Below are 18,033 nucleotides of genomic sequence, written 5' to 3' on the forward strand. Positions count from 1 at the left end.
ATCCCCCGCTTCAAAAGCGTAAGCTTTAAGCGGGGGTATAAAGCTTACTAGTGTCAGAAGGGGTTAAAGCCCCTTCTGACAGGTGGCACAAAGTGCCACTGCGTTCATGAGGAAGTAGCGAAGCGGATTCCGAATGTCCGCTTTATAATGCATTTCTAACGGCCAAGAGTTTACTATAAATAGCCTAAAAGGAGGGATTTTTATGACACTAATTAATAAAGAGAAGTTTTTAAACGGTGTGGGAAAGGCCGTAGATGCTACTAATAATGCAGCTGATAAGGCTGAAGCTTACATCAAAGAGCACGAAATTGATAAGAAAACAAAGAAAGTAGCATCAGAAGCTGGAAAAACAGCAAAAAAGATTGGTAAAAAAGTAGGATCAAAGATTGCAGATATTATCGAATAAAGTTTTACGTGAAATATTAAAAAACTAATTATAAGATAAGATAAAGTGATAAATAAAAGCTAATATGAAATATAAGAAAAAGGTCTTTAGATGTGGGAAAGTAAAAAAAATCTTTATTTTCCCTTCTAAAAGACCTTTTTTATGTTTCTTTTACAGAGATTATAAAGTATAATAATCAAGGTTTGCTTATATAAAGCAATGAATAGGTAAAAATTATTATAAAAAGCACTAAGGAATTTAGTTGAAACAAGTTTAATTGAACGCAGTGTAAGCAATCCCCGCTTCAAAAGCGTAAGCTTTAAGCGGGGGTATAAAGCTTACTAGTGTCAGAAGGGGTTAAAGCCCCTTCTGACAGGTGGCACAAAGTGCCACTGCGTTCATAGGTAAGTAGCGAAGCGGATTCCGAATGTCCGCTTTACTATCCCATAGTTACATAAAAGTGCGTACTTATATTATTTTCTAGAAGTCTTATAATAAAAATGTAATATAGATATGAGTTTTATGGGAGCTAGAAAATTATGATAAATTTTATGGAAAAAAATAAGCCATCAAAACTAAGAGATGGCTACAGAGAAACAATTAACAAGGGAGTAACAGCTGTTAGGTATTTTAGCCCTCGCGTGTCGTTTGGAAAAGGACAAATTGACGTTAATGTAGATAAGTTAAAAGTGGCTATGGATACAGCAGATGCTGTAATTATTGGCGCAGGGGCTGGATTATCCACTGCAGCTGGCTTCATATATAACGGAGAAAGATTTGAAAAATATTTCTTCGATTTCGCAAAGCGTTATGGCTTTGATGAAATGTACACAGGTGGTTTTTATCCTTTTAAAAAGAAAGAAATATTTTGGGCCTACTGGGCTAGATATATTTACATAAATAGGTATCTCAACCCCCCTAAGGATACTTATGACAAGCTCTATAGCTTAATGGAGGGTAAAGACTACTTTGTAATCACGACTAATGTTGATCATTGTTTTCAGAAAGCAAAGTTTGATAAGAAGCGTCTATTCTATACTCAGGGTGATTATGGTTTATTTCAGAGCGTGAACCCTAAGATAAGAGAGACATTTGACAATGAAGACTGGGTTATGCAGGCAATGGAGGCTCAGGGCTTTGAAAAGAACGAAGCCGGAGTCTTTGTTGCTAGTCATAAGGAAAATATAAAGATGGAGATTCCATCTGATTTAATCCCTAAATGTCCTATTGATAACAGTGATGTGATAACTAACTTGCGAGCTGATGACAGTTTTGTTGAGGACGATGGTTGGAGAAAGGCTTCTAATGCATATGCCGATTTTCTTAGAAGACATGAAGGCCTAAAGGTTCTCTACTTAGAGCTTGGAGTTGGTTCTAACACGCCGGTGTTATATTCTTTGAGCACCAAAATGAAAAATAATAAAATTGTGAGAAAACAACCTATTTCAGAATATTTCAGCATTTCTTTGAACTACAACAACGAGAGGAGGGCTGCATAGTGTTTGGAATCAATTATATGGACAGAAAAACAAATACAGAAAATGGTGAAGAAAAATTAAAGATAGCTCTTTCAGAAGCGTATGCTCTGAGTGAGATTGATTTGTATTGATGATGATATTGAAAATATTATAAAAAAGTTGTGACAGTGGTTATGATATAACAATATGACTTTTTGAAAGTAATTGCAAAAGACAGCCTGTATTTATAATATGATTGCAGAGAGGATAAAGAAGAACCTGAGATTTCAATGACTACGATGTCTATTGAACTTTCAGGTCTTTTTTAGTCTAGCTCTATTTCTTTCTTTAATAATTCTAGGTATTTCTCACAAGCCTTTGAGAACTCACAAATGGATCGATTGTAGTAAAATAACTAATGATACGAAAGAACTTGCTGAATGTATCAGGAATAAAACTGGTTTGTATCTGGCAGAAGGTAGTCAGTATGGTAGCGAAGGAAATAAATTCCTTCTACTCAATGTGGCTTGCCTTAAGGCGGTCTTGGAAGATGGGCTAAGCAGATTAGAAGCAAGTATTCATAGATACATCAATCATAACTAATGTACTTTATTTGTTCTTTATTAAGAAGTATGTAACATTTGCTTCATCATCAGTAATCGGAATTGAGATTCGATTATCTGCAATCGGTTCTTTTGATAGGTCAGTTGTGAAATAAGGGAGAGTAGATTCTCGTATCAGCTCTCGAAATGCGAATTCGTCTGTTTGGACCAGAAATTTTGATGAGGGCATTTTTCGCTTGCAGAAGCTATTCCAAAATCCAATTTCAGATGCAAGTAGACAGTTGTAGCCATTAATTTGAGAGGTACTTACCTCTGCATATTTTGCAAGTGCATGACTTTTAGGAACGCAGATAGAAAGATGCTCATCTAAAAATGGTTCACAACAAAGTTTTTCGTTTTCCATCGGATGAGGCAGAATAGCCAAGGTAGTTAATCCATTCAATATATTTTCTTCAATTTTAGACAAATCATCTTCTAGTTTAGAAGAAATAGTTTTATCAGGGTTTTTGCGAGTGATTGATGGAATCAGATTCCATAAAGGAGCAGGAGCACAGGATTCTATTGTAATGGTGTGAAGTTTTTGGTCATAGTTTTGTACATTTATCACGCATTGATTTGCAGCTACTAATAATTCTTCTGCACATTGTGCTGCGTAATCTCCGGTTTCTGTGAAAGAAAGTTTATTCGCAGACCTAATAAAGAGAGGAATACCAAATTCTTCCTCCAGGCGTTTCATATTTCGTGTTATTGTTGGTTGAGAAATTAAAAATTCCTCAGCTACTTTTGTTAGTGTACCGCATTTATGAAATGCAACAAATTGAGCCAAGTCCTCTAAATTTAACATATTCAATCCTCACTATTCATATTTTTTATGCTAGATTTCATTATTGATATTGTACAACTAAGGGAAATAGATGTAAAGTATGTATTGTAAAGAGAAAAGCAAATACAAAATGCTTTCAAATATAAAAAATAATGAATAAAACAAGGAGGATTACACAATGGAATATATAACATTAAATAACGGAGTAAAGATGCCACAGCTTGGATATGGTGTATATCAGACACCTGTTGAAGATACGGAAAGATGTGTGGCGGATGCAATCAAGGTTGGATACAGAAGTATCGATACTGCTCAAGCTTATGGAAATGAGGCAGGTGTTGGTGCAGCTATCGCTAAGTCAGGACTTCCTAGAGAAGAGTTCTTCATCACAACAAAGGTATGGATTACAAATGCTGGATATGAGAAGGCAAAGGCTTCTATCAAGCAGTCTTTAAAAGATTTACAGACAGATTACATTGATCTTCTTCTGATCCATCAGCCTTTTGGTGACTATTATGGAACTTATCGTGCCATGGAAGAGGCTTATAAAGAAGGAAAAGTAAGAGCAATCGGCGTATCAAACTTTTATCCAGATCGCTTCATCGATATTGAGCATTTTGCTGAGATTAAGCCAGCGATAAATCAGGTAGAGACACATGTATTCCAGCAGCAGAAAGAGGCAAAGGAATATATGAAGGCTCGTAACTGCCAGATTATGTCATGGGGACCTTTTGCGGAAGGAAAAAATGACTACTTTAATAATCCAACACTTATGGAAGTAGCAGAGAAGTATGGAAAGACAACGGCACAGGTTGCCCTTCGTTTCTTATTACAGAGTGGTGTTGTGCTCATTCCTAAGTCAACACATGTAGAGCGTATGGAACAGAACTTCAATATCTTTGATTTTGAACTTGATGTCGATGACATGAAAAAGATTGAAGCACTTGATGGAGGAGAGAGTTTGTTCTTCTCACATCATGATCCAAAGACGGTTGAATGGTTCATGAGTATTTTGCAGTAATTGAAGATAGCCTTTTCGGATGATTCAAGAATCTGAAAAGGCTATTATTGGCTGTTATAGTAATTATTCATTCACAATGGATTGTACACCAGTTTCTAAAAGAGAGCCGACAACTTGAACGACTTCTTCTACCGGGACTTTTTTGCCATCGGCTACCCACTGACGATAAGCTACCATAGAAGCATTTGTAACAAATGCATTGATGATATTTTGCATTTCCGGGGAATAGGCCTCATAAGGGTTATTGATTTGCCGATTGTGCTTCATAGTAGTAGCGATAAGTTTCATAGAAAAATCACTGTATGTGGGATTACAATAAAGTAGTTCTGAGTATTGACTTTTCGAATTATACTCAAATAAAACACGTGTCAAATCATAATAACTAAATGGAAGAGGGAGTTTCTCTACTTCCTCAAAATATCCTTGCGCCAGGAGACTCAGCTCATCTTCATAGAGTGCCTCTATGCAGGTATAGTGCAGATAAAAAGTTTTTCTATGTATACCAGCACGCTCAGTTAGATTTTTAATATTGATTTCATCGGACTTATTTTCACAGATCATCTCTACAAATGCATCGTGAATTGCCTGCTTTGTCCGTGTATTTCTTTTTCCTTCTGTTTGTTTCATAAAATACCTTTCAAAAAATCTCTTAATGCCACACAAGAGGTAATAGTGGAAATTGAATTGTGTCCATGTGGATATTATAATATGTATGAAGAGTTAAATCAACACATGGATAGGAGATGAGGTAGATTTTGTGAAACAGATATTGATAGAAGTAAATGAAATCGTATTGCAGGGAATTTTAAATGATACTAAGGCTGCAAAGGAATTTGAAAAGAGATTGCCGCTATCTATATCCTGTAGGAAGAACGAGGTGGAATACTATAGTTATATGCCAAGAGGAGTATTTGACCCATACAATATTCAGTTTGGATTTTACAAGGGAGATATAATTTTATGGGATGGCATTTTTCGACTTCCATATATGGATGCGGATGTGAAACAGGACAGAGAAAAAAGTATGGTAATCGGTCATGTGAGAGATGTCTCTATACTGAAAGATTTACCAAGTAATATTAAGATAACAATCAATTTTAAGGAGGATTAAAATCATGAAGTATGCAAACAGAGAAGAGTTTGAAAAAGTTGATAATTTTGGAGTAGGCGCACCTAATGATGCTTATGCCCAGTATTTTCAGGGGAATTCATTTTTGAAGCCTTTGACTGAGTTCGGCAAGTGTCCGGTATTCTTAGCGAATGTAACCTTTGAGCCGAGATGCCGTAATAACTGGCATATCCATCATGCAAAATCTGGTGGTGGACAGCTTTTAATCTGCACAGCAGGGGAAGGCTGGTATCAGGAAGAAGGCAAAGAGGCAGTAAGCCTTACTCCTGGAACTGTCATTACCATTCCGGCAGAGGTTAAGCATTGGCATGGTGCAAAGGCGGATTCTTGGTTTAGCCACATAGCAGTTGAGGTTCCTGGCGAGGAATGTAAGAACGAGTGGTGTGAGCCTGTATCCGATGAGGACTACAATAAATTAGGTTAATCGTTCGTATCTATGAAGGTGCTGAATAGATACAATCGTTCAGGAAAGGAAGTAAACAGACATGGAAAAAATTGTACAGACTGCAGGAAGAAACGCTCTTGGTGAATTTGCACCAGAGTTTGCACATTTTAACGATGATGTTCTCTTTGGCGAGAACTGGAATAATGAAGATATCGACCACAAGACTAGATGTATCATCACAGTGGTAGCCTTGATGTCTAGTGGTATAACGGATTCATCCTTAAAATATCATTTGCAGAATGCCAAAACTGCAGGTGTAACACAGAAGGAAATCGCAGCAATCATCACACATTGCGCATTTTATGTAGGTTGGCCAAAGGGGTGGGCAGTCTTTAATATGGCAAAAGAAATCTGGGAAGTAGAAAAATAAGTAAAGGATTGGCGGTTAAATTATGAGTAAACCATTTATTACATGCTATATGATGACTTCCATTGATGGAAGAATCGATTGCAATATGACAACAAATCTTCCAGGAGTAGAAGATTATTATCCACTGCTAAAGGAACTGAACTTTGATTCTGTAGTTAGTGGCAGAACAACTGCAAAATTAGAACTTGCAGAGGCTGGAGAATTTATGGCGAAGAATTCGACTGCAGTAGGCGAGGAAACAGTATCCAAAAAGGCAGATAGTAGTAACGGCTATGAAGTAGTAGTAGATAGCAAGGGAACTCTTCTTTGGAAAAATGACAGTGAATATGACAGACCACGTCTTATCATTACATCAACACAGGTGTCGAAGGAATATCTTGCTTATCTAGACGAGAAGAATATCTCTTATATTGTGGCAGGTAGCGAGAAAACAGATATTGTAAAGGCATCAATGATTATGGCGGATACTTTTGGCATCAAAAGACTTGGTATCGTAGGTGGTCCTACAATTAACACGGCATTCTTGGATGCAGGTCTCTTAGATGAGGTCATCCTTTTAGTTGGTGCAGGTGTAGATGGAAGAGCATCCTTCCCACCTGTATTTAATCGAAGTGATGAGAAGGACTTTAGCGTAACAAAGTTAAAGCTTGAGGAAGTGAAGCAATATCCTTCGGATGCTGTACTTTTAAGATATAGCACAAAGAAATAAGGAGAAATCAAAGTGAGCAAGATTGTAGATTTTTTACATGAGAGTAAGGTGTTTTATCTAGCAACGGTAGATGGCGATCAGGCACAGGTAAGACCAATTAATTCTGTGATGGAATACAAGGGACAGATTTATTTTGAGACAAGTAACAAGAAAAATATGTATCAGCAAATGTTAAAGAGTCCGAAGGTGGCAATCTCTGGTATGGCTGATGGTAAGTGGATCAGAATTTCCGGAGAAGCTGTCATGGATGAAGATGATGAGCTGAAAAATGCGATGTTCGAGGCACATCCAGCATTGAAGAATGTATACACATTTGAAGAACTCATTGTCTATCATTTGGATAATATGGATGCAAAGGTATATTCCTTTACAGAGAAGCCAGTAACATTAGAAGATTAACAGGAGGTTGTGACTATGAGTATTTTTAATGAGACATATACATTAAATAATGGAAAACAGATTCCCAAGCTTGGACTTGGAACATGGTTTATTGATGACGATAAAGCTGCTGAGGCAGTCAGAGCAGCAGTAAAGCTTGGCTATCGCAACGTGGATACGGCGCAGGCATATGGAAATGAGGCTGGTGTCGGAGAAGGAATCCGTACTTGTGGAGTTGCAAGAGAAGATCTCTATGTAGGATCAAAGGTTGCAGCAGAGAATAAGACCTATGAATCAGCAGCACAGTCGATTGATGAGACCTTAGAAAAGATGGGACTTGATTATCTGGATATGATGATCATCCATTCTCCACAGCCTTGGATCGAGGTAAATCAGTCTGAAAACAGATATTATGCGGAGAACAAAGAGGTGTGGAGAGCGTTAGAAGATGCAGTAGAAGCTGGAAAGGTCCGTTCTATTGGTGTGTCAAACTTTAATCAGAAAGACCTTGAAAATATCTTAGATGGATGCAGAATTAAGCCGGCAGTCAATCAGGTACTCTGCCATATCAGTAACACACCGGAAGAGATTATTGCATTTTGCCAGAAGAATGATATTGTCGTAGAAGCGTATTCTCCAGTTGCACACGGCGAGATGTTAAAGAATGAGGAAGTTGGAGCAATTGCGGCTAAGTATGGTGTGACTATTCCACAGCTTTGCATCCGATATACGGTTCAGCTTGGATGTGTATCTCTGCCTAAGACTGCGAATCCAGAGCATATGGAGAGCAATGCACAGCTTGATTTTGTAATCAGCGATGAAGATATGGCAATCTTAAAGGGAATCAAGAAGATTGAAACCTATGGAGACGCCAGTGGATTCCCTGTTTACGGTGGCAAGCTTTAATTATGAAAAAGAATGTCAGTCGAATCATTCTGTATCTGGTAGGCTTGTTTATTATTACGATAGGAATCAATTTGTCTATTATATCAGCGTTGGGAGTGTCTCCGGTGTCTGCTTTTACTTATCCGTTAAGTCAGGCAACAGGACTTAGTCTGGGGCTGATTACAGTTTTGACATACAGTGTACTTGTATTGATCCAATGGCTGCTTTTACAGAAGCAATTTAAAGCAAAAGATTTGTTGCAGATTCCTTTTAGCATGTGCTTTGGACTTTTTGTGGATATGACAGGAAGAATATTAGCTTTTATTCATCCTGAAAATTATTTGCAACAATTCCTGATTATGATGTTAGGTGTCATTGTTTGTGCTTTGGGTGCAACCATATATATTGCAATGGACATTGTTCCAAATGCTCCAGAAGGATTTAATCTTGCTGTCAGCAAACGATTTTCAATGCCATTTTCCAGAAGTAAAGTGTTATCGGATTGTTTATTCATTGCAGTAGGTGTAGTGATTTCATTGCTCAGTCAGGGAAAAGTTACCGCAATCCGGGAAGGCACACTAGTGTCTGCACTCTTGACTGGAATAATCATCGGAAAATTTCAGAAAATATTAAATGAACCATTAAAAAGAGTTGCTTTTGAAGAAAAAAATATATGTGAAGGAGAACTTGTAAATGAGTAGAACAAATTTTGGTGCAAAGCCATATACATTTCCACAGCCAGTGTTAATCATCGGAACCTATGATAAAGATGGAAATCCGAATGCCATGAATGCTGCGTGGGGAATTACAACAGGTTTTAATGAAATTACAATCAGTCTGTCTGATCATAAGACAACGGACAACTTGAAGGAAACAGGAGCATTTACTGTAAGCTTTGCTACCGAAGAACAAGTAGTTGCCTGTGATTATGTTGGAATGGAATCTGGAAGAAAGGTTCCAAGCAAATTTGAAAAAGCAGGATTTCATGCAACAAAGAGTGAATTTGTAAACGCTCCACTGATTGATGAACTTCCAGTTGCTTTGGAATGTAAGGTGAAATCCTTTGAGAATGGAATTTTACTTGGAGAGATTATTAATGTCAGTGCAGATGATTCAGCCGTAACAGATGGAAAGGTTGATTTAAGTAAGTTTAAGCCGATTACTTTTGATCCATTTAATAATGTCTATGTTGGTCTTGGTGAGAAGGTTGGAAATGCATTTAAAGATGGTGCTGCATTAAAATAAGATGGTTATGAGAGGATGCGGATGGAAACATTTGCATCCTCTCTTCGCAAGAAAGGTTCGTAATGAAAGGAAGAGAAATTAGAAAAGATTCTGTTGTTCCACTATTAGATACAAAATACATTAAGGTATCTTTTATTCTGCGATTACATGGATTGCATTGAATGCGTTTATTAGTGATCTGTGGTAAAATAGAGTATATTGAAGAAATGAGGTGACTTCCCTATGTTTTTATTTCAAAAGGTAGAAGAAACAACAATGAAATATACCGATGCACGTCATGCGGTGGGAGAATTTATCATAAGAGAACAGGGGAATCTACATAAATACACGATTGGAGATATTGCAGAACGTACCTATACATCAAAAGCGACTGTTACTCGATTTGCCAAAGCAATGGGGTATGATGGCTGGCGTGAATTTATGAAGGATTACATTGAAGAAGTACGTCATGAGAATGCGCATAAGAGTGAGATAGACTGGAATTTTCCTTTTACTGAGGATGATTCGGATGAATCCATCATGGAGAATTTGAAAAAACTTCAAATCGAAAGTATCAATGAGACCGCTGATCTGATCGATAGAGATGTTTTAAATCAAGCGGTTAGTTATTTGCGGGCCGCAAAACGAATCGTAATTTTTGGATCGAGTCCTAATATATACTTTGGTGAATTGATGAGAAGAAATCTTCTATCCATTGGGAAAGTAGCGAGTGTTGCGATACCCGGAGAATCCGGGATAACAGCGGCTTCCATGAAAGAAGAGGACTGTGCAATACTGATTTCTTACTCAGGAAATAATCCAATGAAAGATCCCATGGATAAGATTTCTGTCTTGAAGAAAAATCATGTCAAAATCATTGGAATCACAAGTGGGGGAGACAACTTTATGAGACAGCAGATTCCTTGTGTATTTTCTATGGCTTCAAGGGAAAGACTGTACACCAAAATTGGCAATTTTGCTTCGGAAGAATCGCTTCAATATATTTTGAATGTTTTGTTTTCCTGCTTGTTTGCGAGAGATTATCGAAACAACAAAAATTATAAAATTATTAATTCCAGAGCATTGGAACAGGCACGACATACACTGATCAATGACCTTAAAGAAACAAAATCTGAACGATCTTGAAACTAAGTTTCATGAAAATGATACGGATAAAAACGAATATTGAAAGTAATTTTTGAAAACGTCGAATCGCTTGAATTCGGCGTTTTTCTGTGTTTTACTGATATCAGAAAGAACAAATCGTATTTCAAACACAGATGTGAGACAACGAATTTTAACCGGTTGTACGAAGTCTGACATCCTAGTAAATAGTAAAGGAGAATGAAGCATGAGTAAAAAATATGAATCTCTAGCAAAAGAGATCGTCACTGCAATCGGCGGTAAAGAAAATGTAGCAAACGCTTTTCATTGTCAGACACGACTTCGCTTTACACTTAAGGATGAGAAGAGTATTGATGATAAGAAAGTGGAATCAATTGATGGGGTACAGAAGGTAATTCGTAATGCAGGTGTCTATCAGGTTGTGATCGGAACACATGTTGCTGATGTATTTGAAGAGGTTGAAAAACTCGTTGATATTAAGTCTGGAGTTGAAACGGAAGCCACAAAGGTAAAGAAAAATATAGCAGAAACAGTGATTGATTTTGTGGCTGCCGTATTTCAACCAGTGATTCCGGCTTTATCTGGAGCCGGTATGGTAAAAGCTTTATTGGCACTGCTCGTTGTTTGTAAGGTGATTGATAACACATCACAGACCTATCAGTTATTAAACTTATTTGCAGATGGAGTATTTTACTTCCTGCCAATGATTCTTGCATATACAACGGCACAGAAGATGAAATGTAATCCGATTCTTGCGGTTGGTGTTGCAGCAATGATGATGCATCCAAACTGGACAGCAATGGTGTCAGCAGGTGATCCGGTACAGTTCTTTAGCGTGATTCCATTTAGACTGACATCATATAGTAATAGTGTAATTCCAATTATACTTATTATTTTCGTGCAGTCATATGTAGAAAAGGCATTGAAGAAGATTATTCCAAAGGCAGTAGAACTCGTCTTTGTTCCGATGTTTACCTTCCTGATTATGGGAACTTTAGCATTTTCTGCACTTGGACCTCTTGGATCAATCGTTGGTGGCTGGATGGCAACATTCTTTACCTTCTTAAGTGTAAATGCTTCCTGGGCACCGGCAGTGCTGATTGGTGGACTTCTTCCAGTTATGGTTATGTTTGGTATTCACAATGGTGTCGCACCACTTGGCGTGATGCAGATGGCAAATCTTGGATATGATAGTATTTTTGGACCAGGCTGTGTGTGCTCGAATATGGCACAGGCAACAGCAGGTGCAGTCGTAGCATTTAGAACAAGAAATAAGAAGACAAAACAGGTGGCAACCTCGGGATCAATTACTGCATATATGGGCATTACAGAACCAATCCTCTATGGAGTAAATCTTCCTAAAAAATATCCATTAGTTGCGGCAATGATCGGTGGTGGATTTGGAGGTTTATACGCAGGACTTACCCATACACATCGATTTGCAACAGGTTCATCCGGACTTCCGGCAGTGCTGCTGTATATTGGTGATGATACCATGACATATTTTGTGAATATCATCATTGCGATTGTAATTTCCATTGTAGTATCAGGTGTAGTTACATTCATTCTCAGTCTTAAGTATGAAAAGGACGAAAATATAGAGAGTGAGAAAGATGAAAAGAAAGAGATTGCAGCTTCTACCTTAGCAGAAGGAAATTCAACAACTATTTATGTTCCGGTTATAGGTGAGGTACATCCTTTAAGTGATGCAGCGGATGAAGCTTTTGCTTCGGAAGCACTTGGAAAAGGAGCAATGATTATTCCAACAGATGAGACAGTAGTTTCTCCGGTTGATGGAACAATTGAAATGTTATTTGATACTGGTCATGCAGTAGGAATTACCTCGGATGATGGAGTCGAACTCTTAGTTCACATTGGAATTGATACGGTTAATATGCAGGGAAAAGGCTTTCAGCCACTGGTTAAACAGGGAGACCATGTTAAGAAGGGCGATAAGTTGATTCAGTTTAGCATTGATGAAATAAAAAACGCCGGATATAGTGAGCAGACAATGGTAATTGTAACGAATACTCCAGATTATGCAGAAGTGACAGCTACAACAGGTAAGTCAATGAATGCTGGAGATGCAATGATTAACGTCAGCAAATAAAGGAGCGTGCGATATGTTTTATAAGAATTTAAAAGATTTTCCAACTGATTTTCTTTGGGGAGCATCTACATCTGCTTATCAGGTGGAGGGAGCTTGGAATGAAGATGGCAAGGGAATGTCAATTCAGGATACCCATACGCCGCCAGAAGGAATTACAGACTTTAAGATCGCCAGTGATCATTATCACCATATGGAAGAGGATGTGGCGTTGATGGCAGAACTAGGACTCAAGGCATATCGTTTTTCTATCTCATGGGCGAGAATACTTCCAAAGGGAAGAGGAGCAGTGAATGAAGCAGGTATTCAGTTTTATGACAGACTTTTGGATGAACTTCATAAATACAGCATTGAGCCAATCGTTACGATGTATCATTTTGATCTGCCGCTTGCTCTCTATGAAAATGGGGGTTGGGAGAATCGCGAAACCATCGATGCTTTTGAAGAATATGCCAGAATTTTGTTTGAGCGATTTGGAAGTAAGGTCAATTACTGGCTTACCATCAATGAGCAGAATGTAATGATCAATCATCCGGCAGCAATGAATCCTGGAAAAGTGCCTAACAAAAAGGAACTGTATCAGCAGTGTCACAATATGTTTGTTGCATCTGCAAAAGCAACGTTATTATTAAGAAAAATGTGTCCGAATGCGAAGATCGGTCCAGCTCCGAACATTATCGCTGTTTATCCGGAAAAATGTAATCCAAGTGATGCACTTGCAGCAGATATGTGGGAAGCAATCAGATGCTGGCTGTATTATGATATTGCAGTCTATGGAAGATATACACCATCAGTATGGTCGTATCTCACCGAAAAAGGATATGAACCGGAAATTTTTGACGGAGATATGGACTTAATTGCAAAGGCAAAACCGGATTTCTTAGGTCTTAATTACTATGCAACAGCAACCGTCAGTGCACCGAAGAATGACGGACATGATTGTCAGCCAAGAAACGGCGATCAGCAAGTCATGGTCGGAGAAGAAGGCTTGTATCGTGCTGCACAGAATCCACATTTACAGCAGACTAAGTATGGATGGCTGATTGATCCAATCGGACTCCGGGTAACCTTAGAAAGAGTGTATAACCGCTATCATATGCCGATTCTCATTACTGAGAATGGACTGGGAACTCACGATGTCTTAACAGAAGATGGTAAAGTACATGATGATTATCGCATTGACTATCTGAGTGATCACTTTAAACAGGCGCAGCTTGCGATTACAGATGGGGTAGATCTGATCGGATATTGTCCGTGGGCATTCATTGATCTGGTTAGCACTCACCAGGGATATAATAAGAGATATGGATTCGTATATGTTGACAGGACGGAAGATGATCTGAAAGAGATGAAGCGAATTAAGAAAGACAGTTTTGACTGGTATAAGAAGCTGATTGAAGAAAATGCAAAAAATTTATAATCCCAAATGCCTCTGTCTAGTTAGTGCGACTAGACGGAGGCATTATTTTGTATGGATTACTTTTCTTCGGGTGCGTTTTTGGAACGTTTTCTGGCGGCAAGTAATTCAGCGGGAACATCTTCATCTGCCATTTCATCTGGAACTTTGCAGGTGCCAGCTTCTTCGGCAACTTCATAATACCACTTTTTATAAGTAAGCATGTCAAGGGTTTCCTGCATTTTCTTCATCTTTTCTAACATAACCTGACGCTGACGTTCAATGAGAACCTTGCGCTGCGAAATTGTGCTGTCGCCTTCCATACACCAATCAATGAATGGCTTGATATCCTTGATAGGCATACCTGTTTTTTTTAGGCATTCAATAGTGTAGAGCCATTCAAAGTCTTTTTCTTCAAATACTCGTATGCCACCACCAGAACGATTTACAAAAGGAAGAAGTCCTTCTTTATCATAATATCTTAAGGTAGATGGGGCAATGTGCAGTAAATTTGCGATTTCTCCAACGGTATAGTACATAATTTGAATCTCCAATCTATTTTTTTAAAATTTTTCAAAAAAGGTATTGACTTAAAGTTAACTTTAAGTTGTATGATTAACTCGAACTTGATAAACAGATTATAACTTGACATAAAGAGATGGTCAAGAGAAAGAAGAGGTAAAAATGATGGAAACATTAAATTTAACAACAGAATGGGATAAGACATTTGCAAAGAGTGAAAAAGTAGATCATAGCAAAATAACATTTCATAACAGATATGGAATTACATTGGCAGCAGATATGTATGTTCCTAAGAATGCAACAGGAAAACTTCCGGCAATTGCAGTTAGCGGACCATTTGGTGCGGTAAAGGAGCAGTGTTCCGGACTCTATGCTCAGGAAATGGCAGAGCGAGGATATCTTACAATAGCATTTGATCCATCCTACACAGGTGAGAGCGGTGGACAGCCAAGGTATGTAGCTTCTCCTGATATTAATACAGAAGACTTCTGCGCAGCAGTTGATTTCCTTTCGGTACAGGAGAATGTAGATCCAGAGAGAATTGGTATTCTTGGTATCTGTGGATGGGGCGGAATGGCACTCAATGCCGCAGCAATTGATCCAAGAATTAAGGCAACCGCAGCCATGACCATGTATGATATGTCCCGTGTGACAGCAAACGGATATTTCGACGCAGAGAACACAGAGGAGCAGAGATACGAAAAGCGTAAAGTGATGAGTGCGCAGAGAACTGTGGATTACAGAAATGATTCCTATGCGTTAGCAGGTGGTGTGGTTGATCCGCTTCCTGAGGATGCACCAAAATTTGTAAAAGATTACTTTGCATACTATAAGACTGACAGAGGATATCATAAGAGATCCTTAAACTCTAATGGTGGATGGAATGTTACATCACCACTTTCACTTCTCAATATGCCATTATTAACTTATATTGAGGAAATTAGAAATGCAGTTCTTCTTGTACACGGAGAGGAAGCACACAGCTACTATTTTAGCAAGGATGCATATGCAAGATTAAAGGGTGACAATAAAGAATTCATTAGTATTCCAGGAGCATCTCATATAGATCTTTATGATCAGAAAGCTATCATTCCTTTTGATAAGATTGAGGAGTTTTACAAGAAAAATATGTAAAATATGCTTAATGCCACACGGGTGGCAATAGTGGAAATTGAATTTTACATTGTCAGGAATTAAAATAGGATTATACAGATAGCCTTTTCAGTTATGACATCTGAGAAGGCTATTTTAATAAAAAATTTGGAGATGCATGGATTGAAGATATTAGTATTAAATGGAAGTCCAAGACCGAATGGAAATACGAAGAAGATGGTAAATGCATTTGCGGAAGGAGCTAGAACGGGAGGACATCAGGTAGATATTGTAGATGTCTGTAGAAAAAGGATTGCCGGGTGCCTTGGATGCGATCATTGCCAGAAAGTGAGTGAAGGCGTATGTGTACAGAGGGATGATATGCAGGAAATTTATGATCTGCTAAAAGAGGCAAATATGCTTGTTTTAGCATCCCCTGTTTACTATCACAGTTTTTCCGGACAGTTGAAATGCGCAATAGACAGGACATATGCCATCGCACATCCTGGGAAGCTGCCAAACTTAAAAAAGGCAGGCATGATCTTAAGCTCCGGAGACGATGATGTGTACGAGGGAGCAATTTATGAACTGAATCGTAATTTTAAGGAATTCCTGAAGTTAGATATTGATTTTATGAAGCTGGTAGCAAAAGATGTGACGGAGGAAACTTTGGCAGAAATCAAAGAAGAGGCTTTTCGGTTAAAGGAACCTGTGGAAAAAAAGGAGGAATCAGGCAATGACAATTAAGGTAGAAGTAAACGGAGAAACATTAACAGCAAGATTGGAAAATAATTCATCTGCCAAGGCTTTTGCAGATAAACTAAATGACGGTCCAATCACAATCCACATGAATGATTATGCAAACTTTGAAAAAGTAGGAAATCTCGGATTTAAACTTCCTACTAACGATAAGCCGTATACGACTAAGGCAGGAGATATTATCCTATATTGTGGAAACCAGTTAGTATTTTACTATGATACAAACCATTGGAACTTCACAAAGCTTGGTGTATTTGAAAACATCGATCAGGCAGGGCTTAAAAAAGTTTTCGGAAGAAGAGATATCACAGCCGTCATATCGCTTGCATAAATTTTGAAAGGAGCTGCAAAGCAATGACAAAGATAAAAATTATAGCTGGGAATAAAGAAATTCCAGCAACATTAAATGATACAGTAGCTGCAAAGGATTTTTTTAAAAGATTACCAGTAACGGTTACTGGAAGTAATTCAGGAATTGATATTTGTTGTACATTATCAGAAGGCAAATTTGATCCTTCAGAGAAACAGACCGGATGGAAGAATGGTGATATCAGTGTGGCGGATGGTTGGCTGGCACTTCTTTATGGCGGACAGGAGCAGTCTGGCTCTTATCCGGGAATGATGATTGTAGGACATATTGAAGGTGCGTATATAAGCGAGGTCGCTGATTTCCCATCAAGGACACAAGTTACTGTGGAGTTAGCGTAGGTGATAGTATATGAAAAATTTAAGAACATATTTGATGTTAAGCGCGTTCCTTATTATTCTGAGTTTGGTAACAACAGCTTGTGGACAGAAGAATGTAACAGAAAGTCAAGCATCCGAAGAAGTGAACGGATTGCCATTATCTAACATGGTGGTATCTGTTACATGTGGAGAAAAGGAAGCTACCTTCCAACTATATGACACAAAAGCTGCGAAAGAATTATATGATCAACTGCCTTTGACCTTAGAACTAAGCAATTTTCGGGATGCACAATGGATGTTCTATCCACCTGAGAAGTTAGCTGTAACAGATGCTGAGAGTTACCATGATGGTAAAAAGGGCGAACTCAGTTATTACGAGCCTTGGGGCGATGTATTCATGCTTTACGAAGATTTTTATGCTGGCGATGAAATGCATCGGCTGGGTGTGGCATTAAGTGGAGTAAATAACATTGAAGGAATGTCTGGTGAGATTACCATTCAAGCGGTAGAGGAAGAATCTTTTGCTGCAGAGAAAGTGACTGAGAAGGAATCGTCTGTAAAGCAGATAAAAGTAACAGCAAATGGGAATACAATCATTTATGAGTTGAACGGAAGCCCCGCAGCAAATGATTTATATGACCAGCTTCCTCTTACGATTGAAGTTCAGAATTATAGCACGGATGAAAAAATATATTATCCACCAAAGGAGCTTAATACAAGTGATACACCACTAGCAGACAGCGAGGCCGGTTCGCTTGCTTATTATGCACCATGGGGTGATGTGGTAATGTTCTATAGGGATTTTGGCAGTGCAAGTGGACTATATGAATTGGGAAGTGTGATAGCTGGTGAAGAATATATAAAAGAGTTATCAGGAACTATAACCATAGAAAAAGTAGAGTAATTTCAATGTTACTTACAAATAAATAATAGAAAACCTACTGTTAGAGAAAAGC

Annotated in this window: 23 protein-coding genes and 1 pseudogene; 21 read left to right on the top strand and 3 right to left on the bottom strand. The window is 38.2% G+C overall.

Annotation, left to right across the window (positions count from 1 at the left end):
* Positions 1–202: 202 nt before the first annotated feature.
* From BLQ66_RS11340 to BLQ66_RS12065, 3 genes are all read left to right on the top strand, one after another.
* Positions 203–406 (top strand): hypothetical protein, encoded by a 204-nt coding sequence (locus BLQ66_RS11340; RefSeq protein WP_074522247.1) that lies wholly within the window; start codon positions 203–205, stop codon positions 404–406.
* A 518-nt stretch (positions 407–924) separates the two neighbouring features.
* Complete coding sequence (locus BLQ66_RS11345; RefSeq protein WP_074522248.1) at positions 925–1,884, top strand: SIR2 family NAD-dependent protein deacylase; 960 nt, start codon at positions 925–927, stop codon at positions 1,882–1,884.
* Positions 1,885–2,220: 336 nt separating this feature from the next.
* Positions 2,221–2,445, top strand: a complete 225-nt coding sequence (locus BLQ66_RS12065) for a hypothetical protein (protein ID WP_180364722.1) — start codon at positions 2,221–2,223, stop codon at positions 2,443–2,445.
* A gap of 6 nt (positions 2,446–2,451) precedes the next feature.
* Here the strand turns inward: BLQ66_RS12065 and BLQ66_RS11355 are convergent, their stop codons facing one another.
* Complete coding sequence (locus tag BLQ66_RS11355; RefSeq protein ID WP_074522250.1) at positions 2,452–3,249, bottom strand: LysR family transcriptional regulator; 798 nt, start codon at positions 3,247–3,249, stop codon at positions 2,452–2,454.
* 157 nt (positions 3,250–3,406) lie between these two features.
* Here BLQ66_RS11355 and BLQ66_RS11360 point away from each other — a divergent pair, with 157 nt between their 5' ends.
* The gene (locus tag BLQ66_RS11360; protein ID WP_074522251.1) at positions 3,407–4,249 is read left to right on the top strand and encodes an aldo/keto reductase; all 843 of its coding nucleotides are present in this window, start codon (positions 3,407–3,409) and stop codon (positions 4,247–4,249) included.
* A gap of 63 nt (positions 4,250–4,312) precedes the next feature.
* On the opposite strand, the gene BLQ66_RS11365 is transcribed toward BLQ66_RS11360, so the two are convergent.
* Positions 4,313–4,876 carry a TetR/AcrR family transcriptional regulator gene (locus BLQ66_RS11365; protein ID WP_074522252.1) on the bottom strand — a complete coding sequence of 188 codons (564 nt, stop codon included), beginning with the start codon at positions 4,874–4,876 and terminating at the stop codon, positions 4,313–4,315.
* Positions 4,877–5,006: 130 nt separating this feature from the next.
* On the opposite strand from BLQ66_RS11365, the gene BLQ66_RS11370 reads away from it, so the two are divergent.
* The 11 genes and pseudogenes from BLQ66_RS11370 to BLQ66_RS11420 all read left to right on the top strand — a co-directional run bounded on the left by BLQ66_RS11370 (position 5,007) and on the right by BLQ66_RS11420 (position 14,041).
* On the top strand, positions 5,007–5,360 hold the full coding sequence (locus BLQ66_RS11370; protein WP_074522253.1) for a cyclophilin-like fold protein: 354 nt from the start codon (positions 5,007–5,009) through the stop codon (positions 5,358–5,360).
* 4 nt (positions 5,361–5,364) lie between these two features.
* Positions 5,365–5,802: a cupin domain-containing protein gene (locus tag BLQ66_RS11375; RefSeq protein ID WP_074522254.1), complete on the top strand. Its 438-nt coding sequence runs from the start codon at positions 5,365–5,367 to the stop codon at positions 5,800–5,802.
* Between the two features lie 61 nt (positions 5,803–5,863).
* Positions 5,864–6,181: pseudogene (locus BLQ66_RS11380) on the top strand (carboxymuconolactone decarboxylase family protein); the annotation flags it as partial.
* A 34-nt stretch (positions 6,182–6,215) separates the two neighbouring features.
* Positions 6,216–6,902 carry a RibD family protein gene (locus tag BLQ66_RS11385; RefSeq protein WP_074522256.1) on the top strand — a complete coding sequence of 229 codons (687 nt, stop codon included), beginning with the start codon at positions 6,216–6,218 and terminating at the stop codon, positions 6,900–6,902.
* A gap of 12 nt (positions 6,903–6,914) precedes the next feature.
* Entirely contained in the window at positions 6,915–7,301 is a 387-nt protein-coding gene (locus BLQ66_RS11390; protein WP_074522257.1) for a pyridoxamine 5'-phosphate oxidase family protein, read from the top strand.
* A 15-nt stretch (positions 7,302–7,316) separates the two neighbouring features.
* Entirely contained in the window at positions 7,317–8,186 is an 870-nt protein-coding gene (locus BLQ66_RS11395) for an aldo/keto reductase (RefSeq protein WP_207645144.1), read from the top strand.
* A gap of 2 nt (positions 8,187–8,188) precedes the next feature.
* Positions 8,189–8,866 (top strand): YczE/YyaS/YitT family protein, encoded by a 678-nt coding sequence (locus BLQ66_RS11400; RefSeq protein WP_074522258.1) that lies wholly within the window; start codon positions 8,189–8,191, stop codon positions 8,864–8,866.
* Positions 8,859–9,410, top strand: a complete 552-nt coding sequence (locus BLQ66_RS11405) for a flavin reductase family protein (RefSeq protein ID WP_074522259.1) — start codon at positions 8,859–8,861, stop codon at positions 9,408–9,410. Before BLQ66_RS11400 ends, BLQ66_RS11405 begins: the two co-directional genes overlap by 8 nt.
* A 222-nt stretch (positions 9,411–9,632) precedes the next feature.
* Positions 9,633–10,535 carry a MurR/RpiR family transcriptional regulator gene (locus BLQ66_RS11410; protein ID WP_074522260.1) on the top strand — a complete coding sequence of 301 codons (903 nt, stop codon included), beginning with the start codon at positions 9,633–9,635 and terminating at the stop codon, positions 10,533–10,535.
* A gap of 205 nt (positions 10,536–10,740) precedes the next feature.
* Entirely contained in the window at positions 10,741–12,624 is a 1,884-nt protein-coding gene (locus tag BLQ66_RS11415; RefSeq protein WP_074522261.1) for a beta-glucoside-specific PTS transporter subunit IIABC, read from the top strand.
* Between the two features lie 13 nt (positions 12,625–12,637).
* A complete protein-coding gene (locus tag BLQ66_RS11420; RefSeq protein ID WP_074522262.1) occupies positions 12,638–14,041 on the top strand; it encodes a glycoside hydrolase family 1 protein in 1,404 nt (467 codons plus the stop codon).
* 56 nt (positions 14,042–14,097) lie between these two features.
* Here the strand turns inward: BLQ66_RS11420 and BLQ66_RS11425 are convergent, their stop codons facing one another.
* Positions 14,098–14,556 (bottom strand): MerR family transcriptional regulator, encoded by a 459-nt coding sequence (locus BLQ66_RS11425; RefSeq protein WP_074522263.1) that lies wholly within the window; start codon positions 14,554–14,556, stop codon positions 14,098–14,100.
* 148 nt (positions 14,557–14,704) lie between these two features.
* Here BLQ66_RS11425 and BLQ66_RS11430 point away from each other — a divergent pair, with 148 nt between their 5' ends.
* The 6 genes from BLQ66_RS11430 to BLQ66_RS11450 all read left to right on the top strand — a co-directional run bounded on the left by BLQ66_RS11430 (position 14,705) and on the right by BLQ66_RS11450 (position 17,981).
* The gene (locus BLQ66_RS11430) at positions 14,705–15,673 is read left to right on the top strand and encodes an alpha/beta hydrolase (protein ID WP_074522285.1); all 969 of its coding nucleotides are present in this window, start codon (positions 14,705–14,707) and stop codon (positions 15,671–15,673) included.
* A 93-nt stretch (positions 15,674–15,766) separates the two neighbouring features.
* A complete protein-coding gene (locus tag BLQ66_RS11435; RefSeq protein WP_242869349.1) occupies positions 15,767–16,378 on the top strand; it encodes a flavodoxin family protein in 612 nt (203 codons plus the stop codon).
* Positions 16,368–16,721, top strand: a complete 354-nt coding sequence (locus BLQ66_RS11440; protein ID WP_074522264.1) for a cyclophilin-like fold protein — start codon at positions 16,368–16,370, stop codon at positions 16,719–16,721. Before BLQ66_RS11435 ends, BLQ66_RS11440 begins: the two co-directional genes overlap by 11 nt.
* A gap of 23 nt (positions 16,722–16,744) precedes the next feature.
* Positions 16,745–17,098: a cyclophilin-like fold protein gene (locus BLQ66_RS11445; RefSeq protein ID WP_074522265.1), complete on the top strand. Its 354-nt coding sequence runs from the start codon at positions 16,745–16,747 to the stop codon at positions 17,096–17,098.
* Positions 17,099–17,242, top strand: coding sequence for a hypothetical protein (locus tag BLQ66_RS12180; protein WP_242869351.1), 144 nt, complete (start codon positions 17,099–17,101; stop codon positions 17,240–17,242). It begins immediately after the preceding gene.
* A 1-nt stretch (position 17,243) separates the two neighbouring features.
* Positions 17,244–17,981 (top strand): cyclophilin-like fold protein, encoded by a 738-nt coding sequence (locus BLQ66_RS11450; RefSeq protein WP_143453014.1) that lies wholly within the window; start codon positions 17,244–17,246, stop codon positions 17,979–17,981.
* Positions 17,982–18,033 lie beyond the last annotated feature (52 nt).

The organism is Lachnospira pectinoschiza, from assembly GCF_900103815.1.
Lineage (GTDB): Bacteria > Bacillota > Clostridia > Lachnospirales > Lachnospiraceae > Lachnospira > Lachnospira pectinoschiza_B.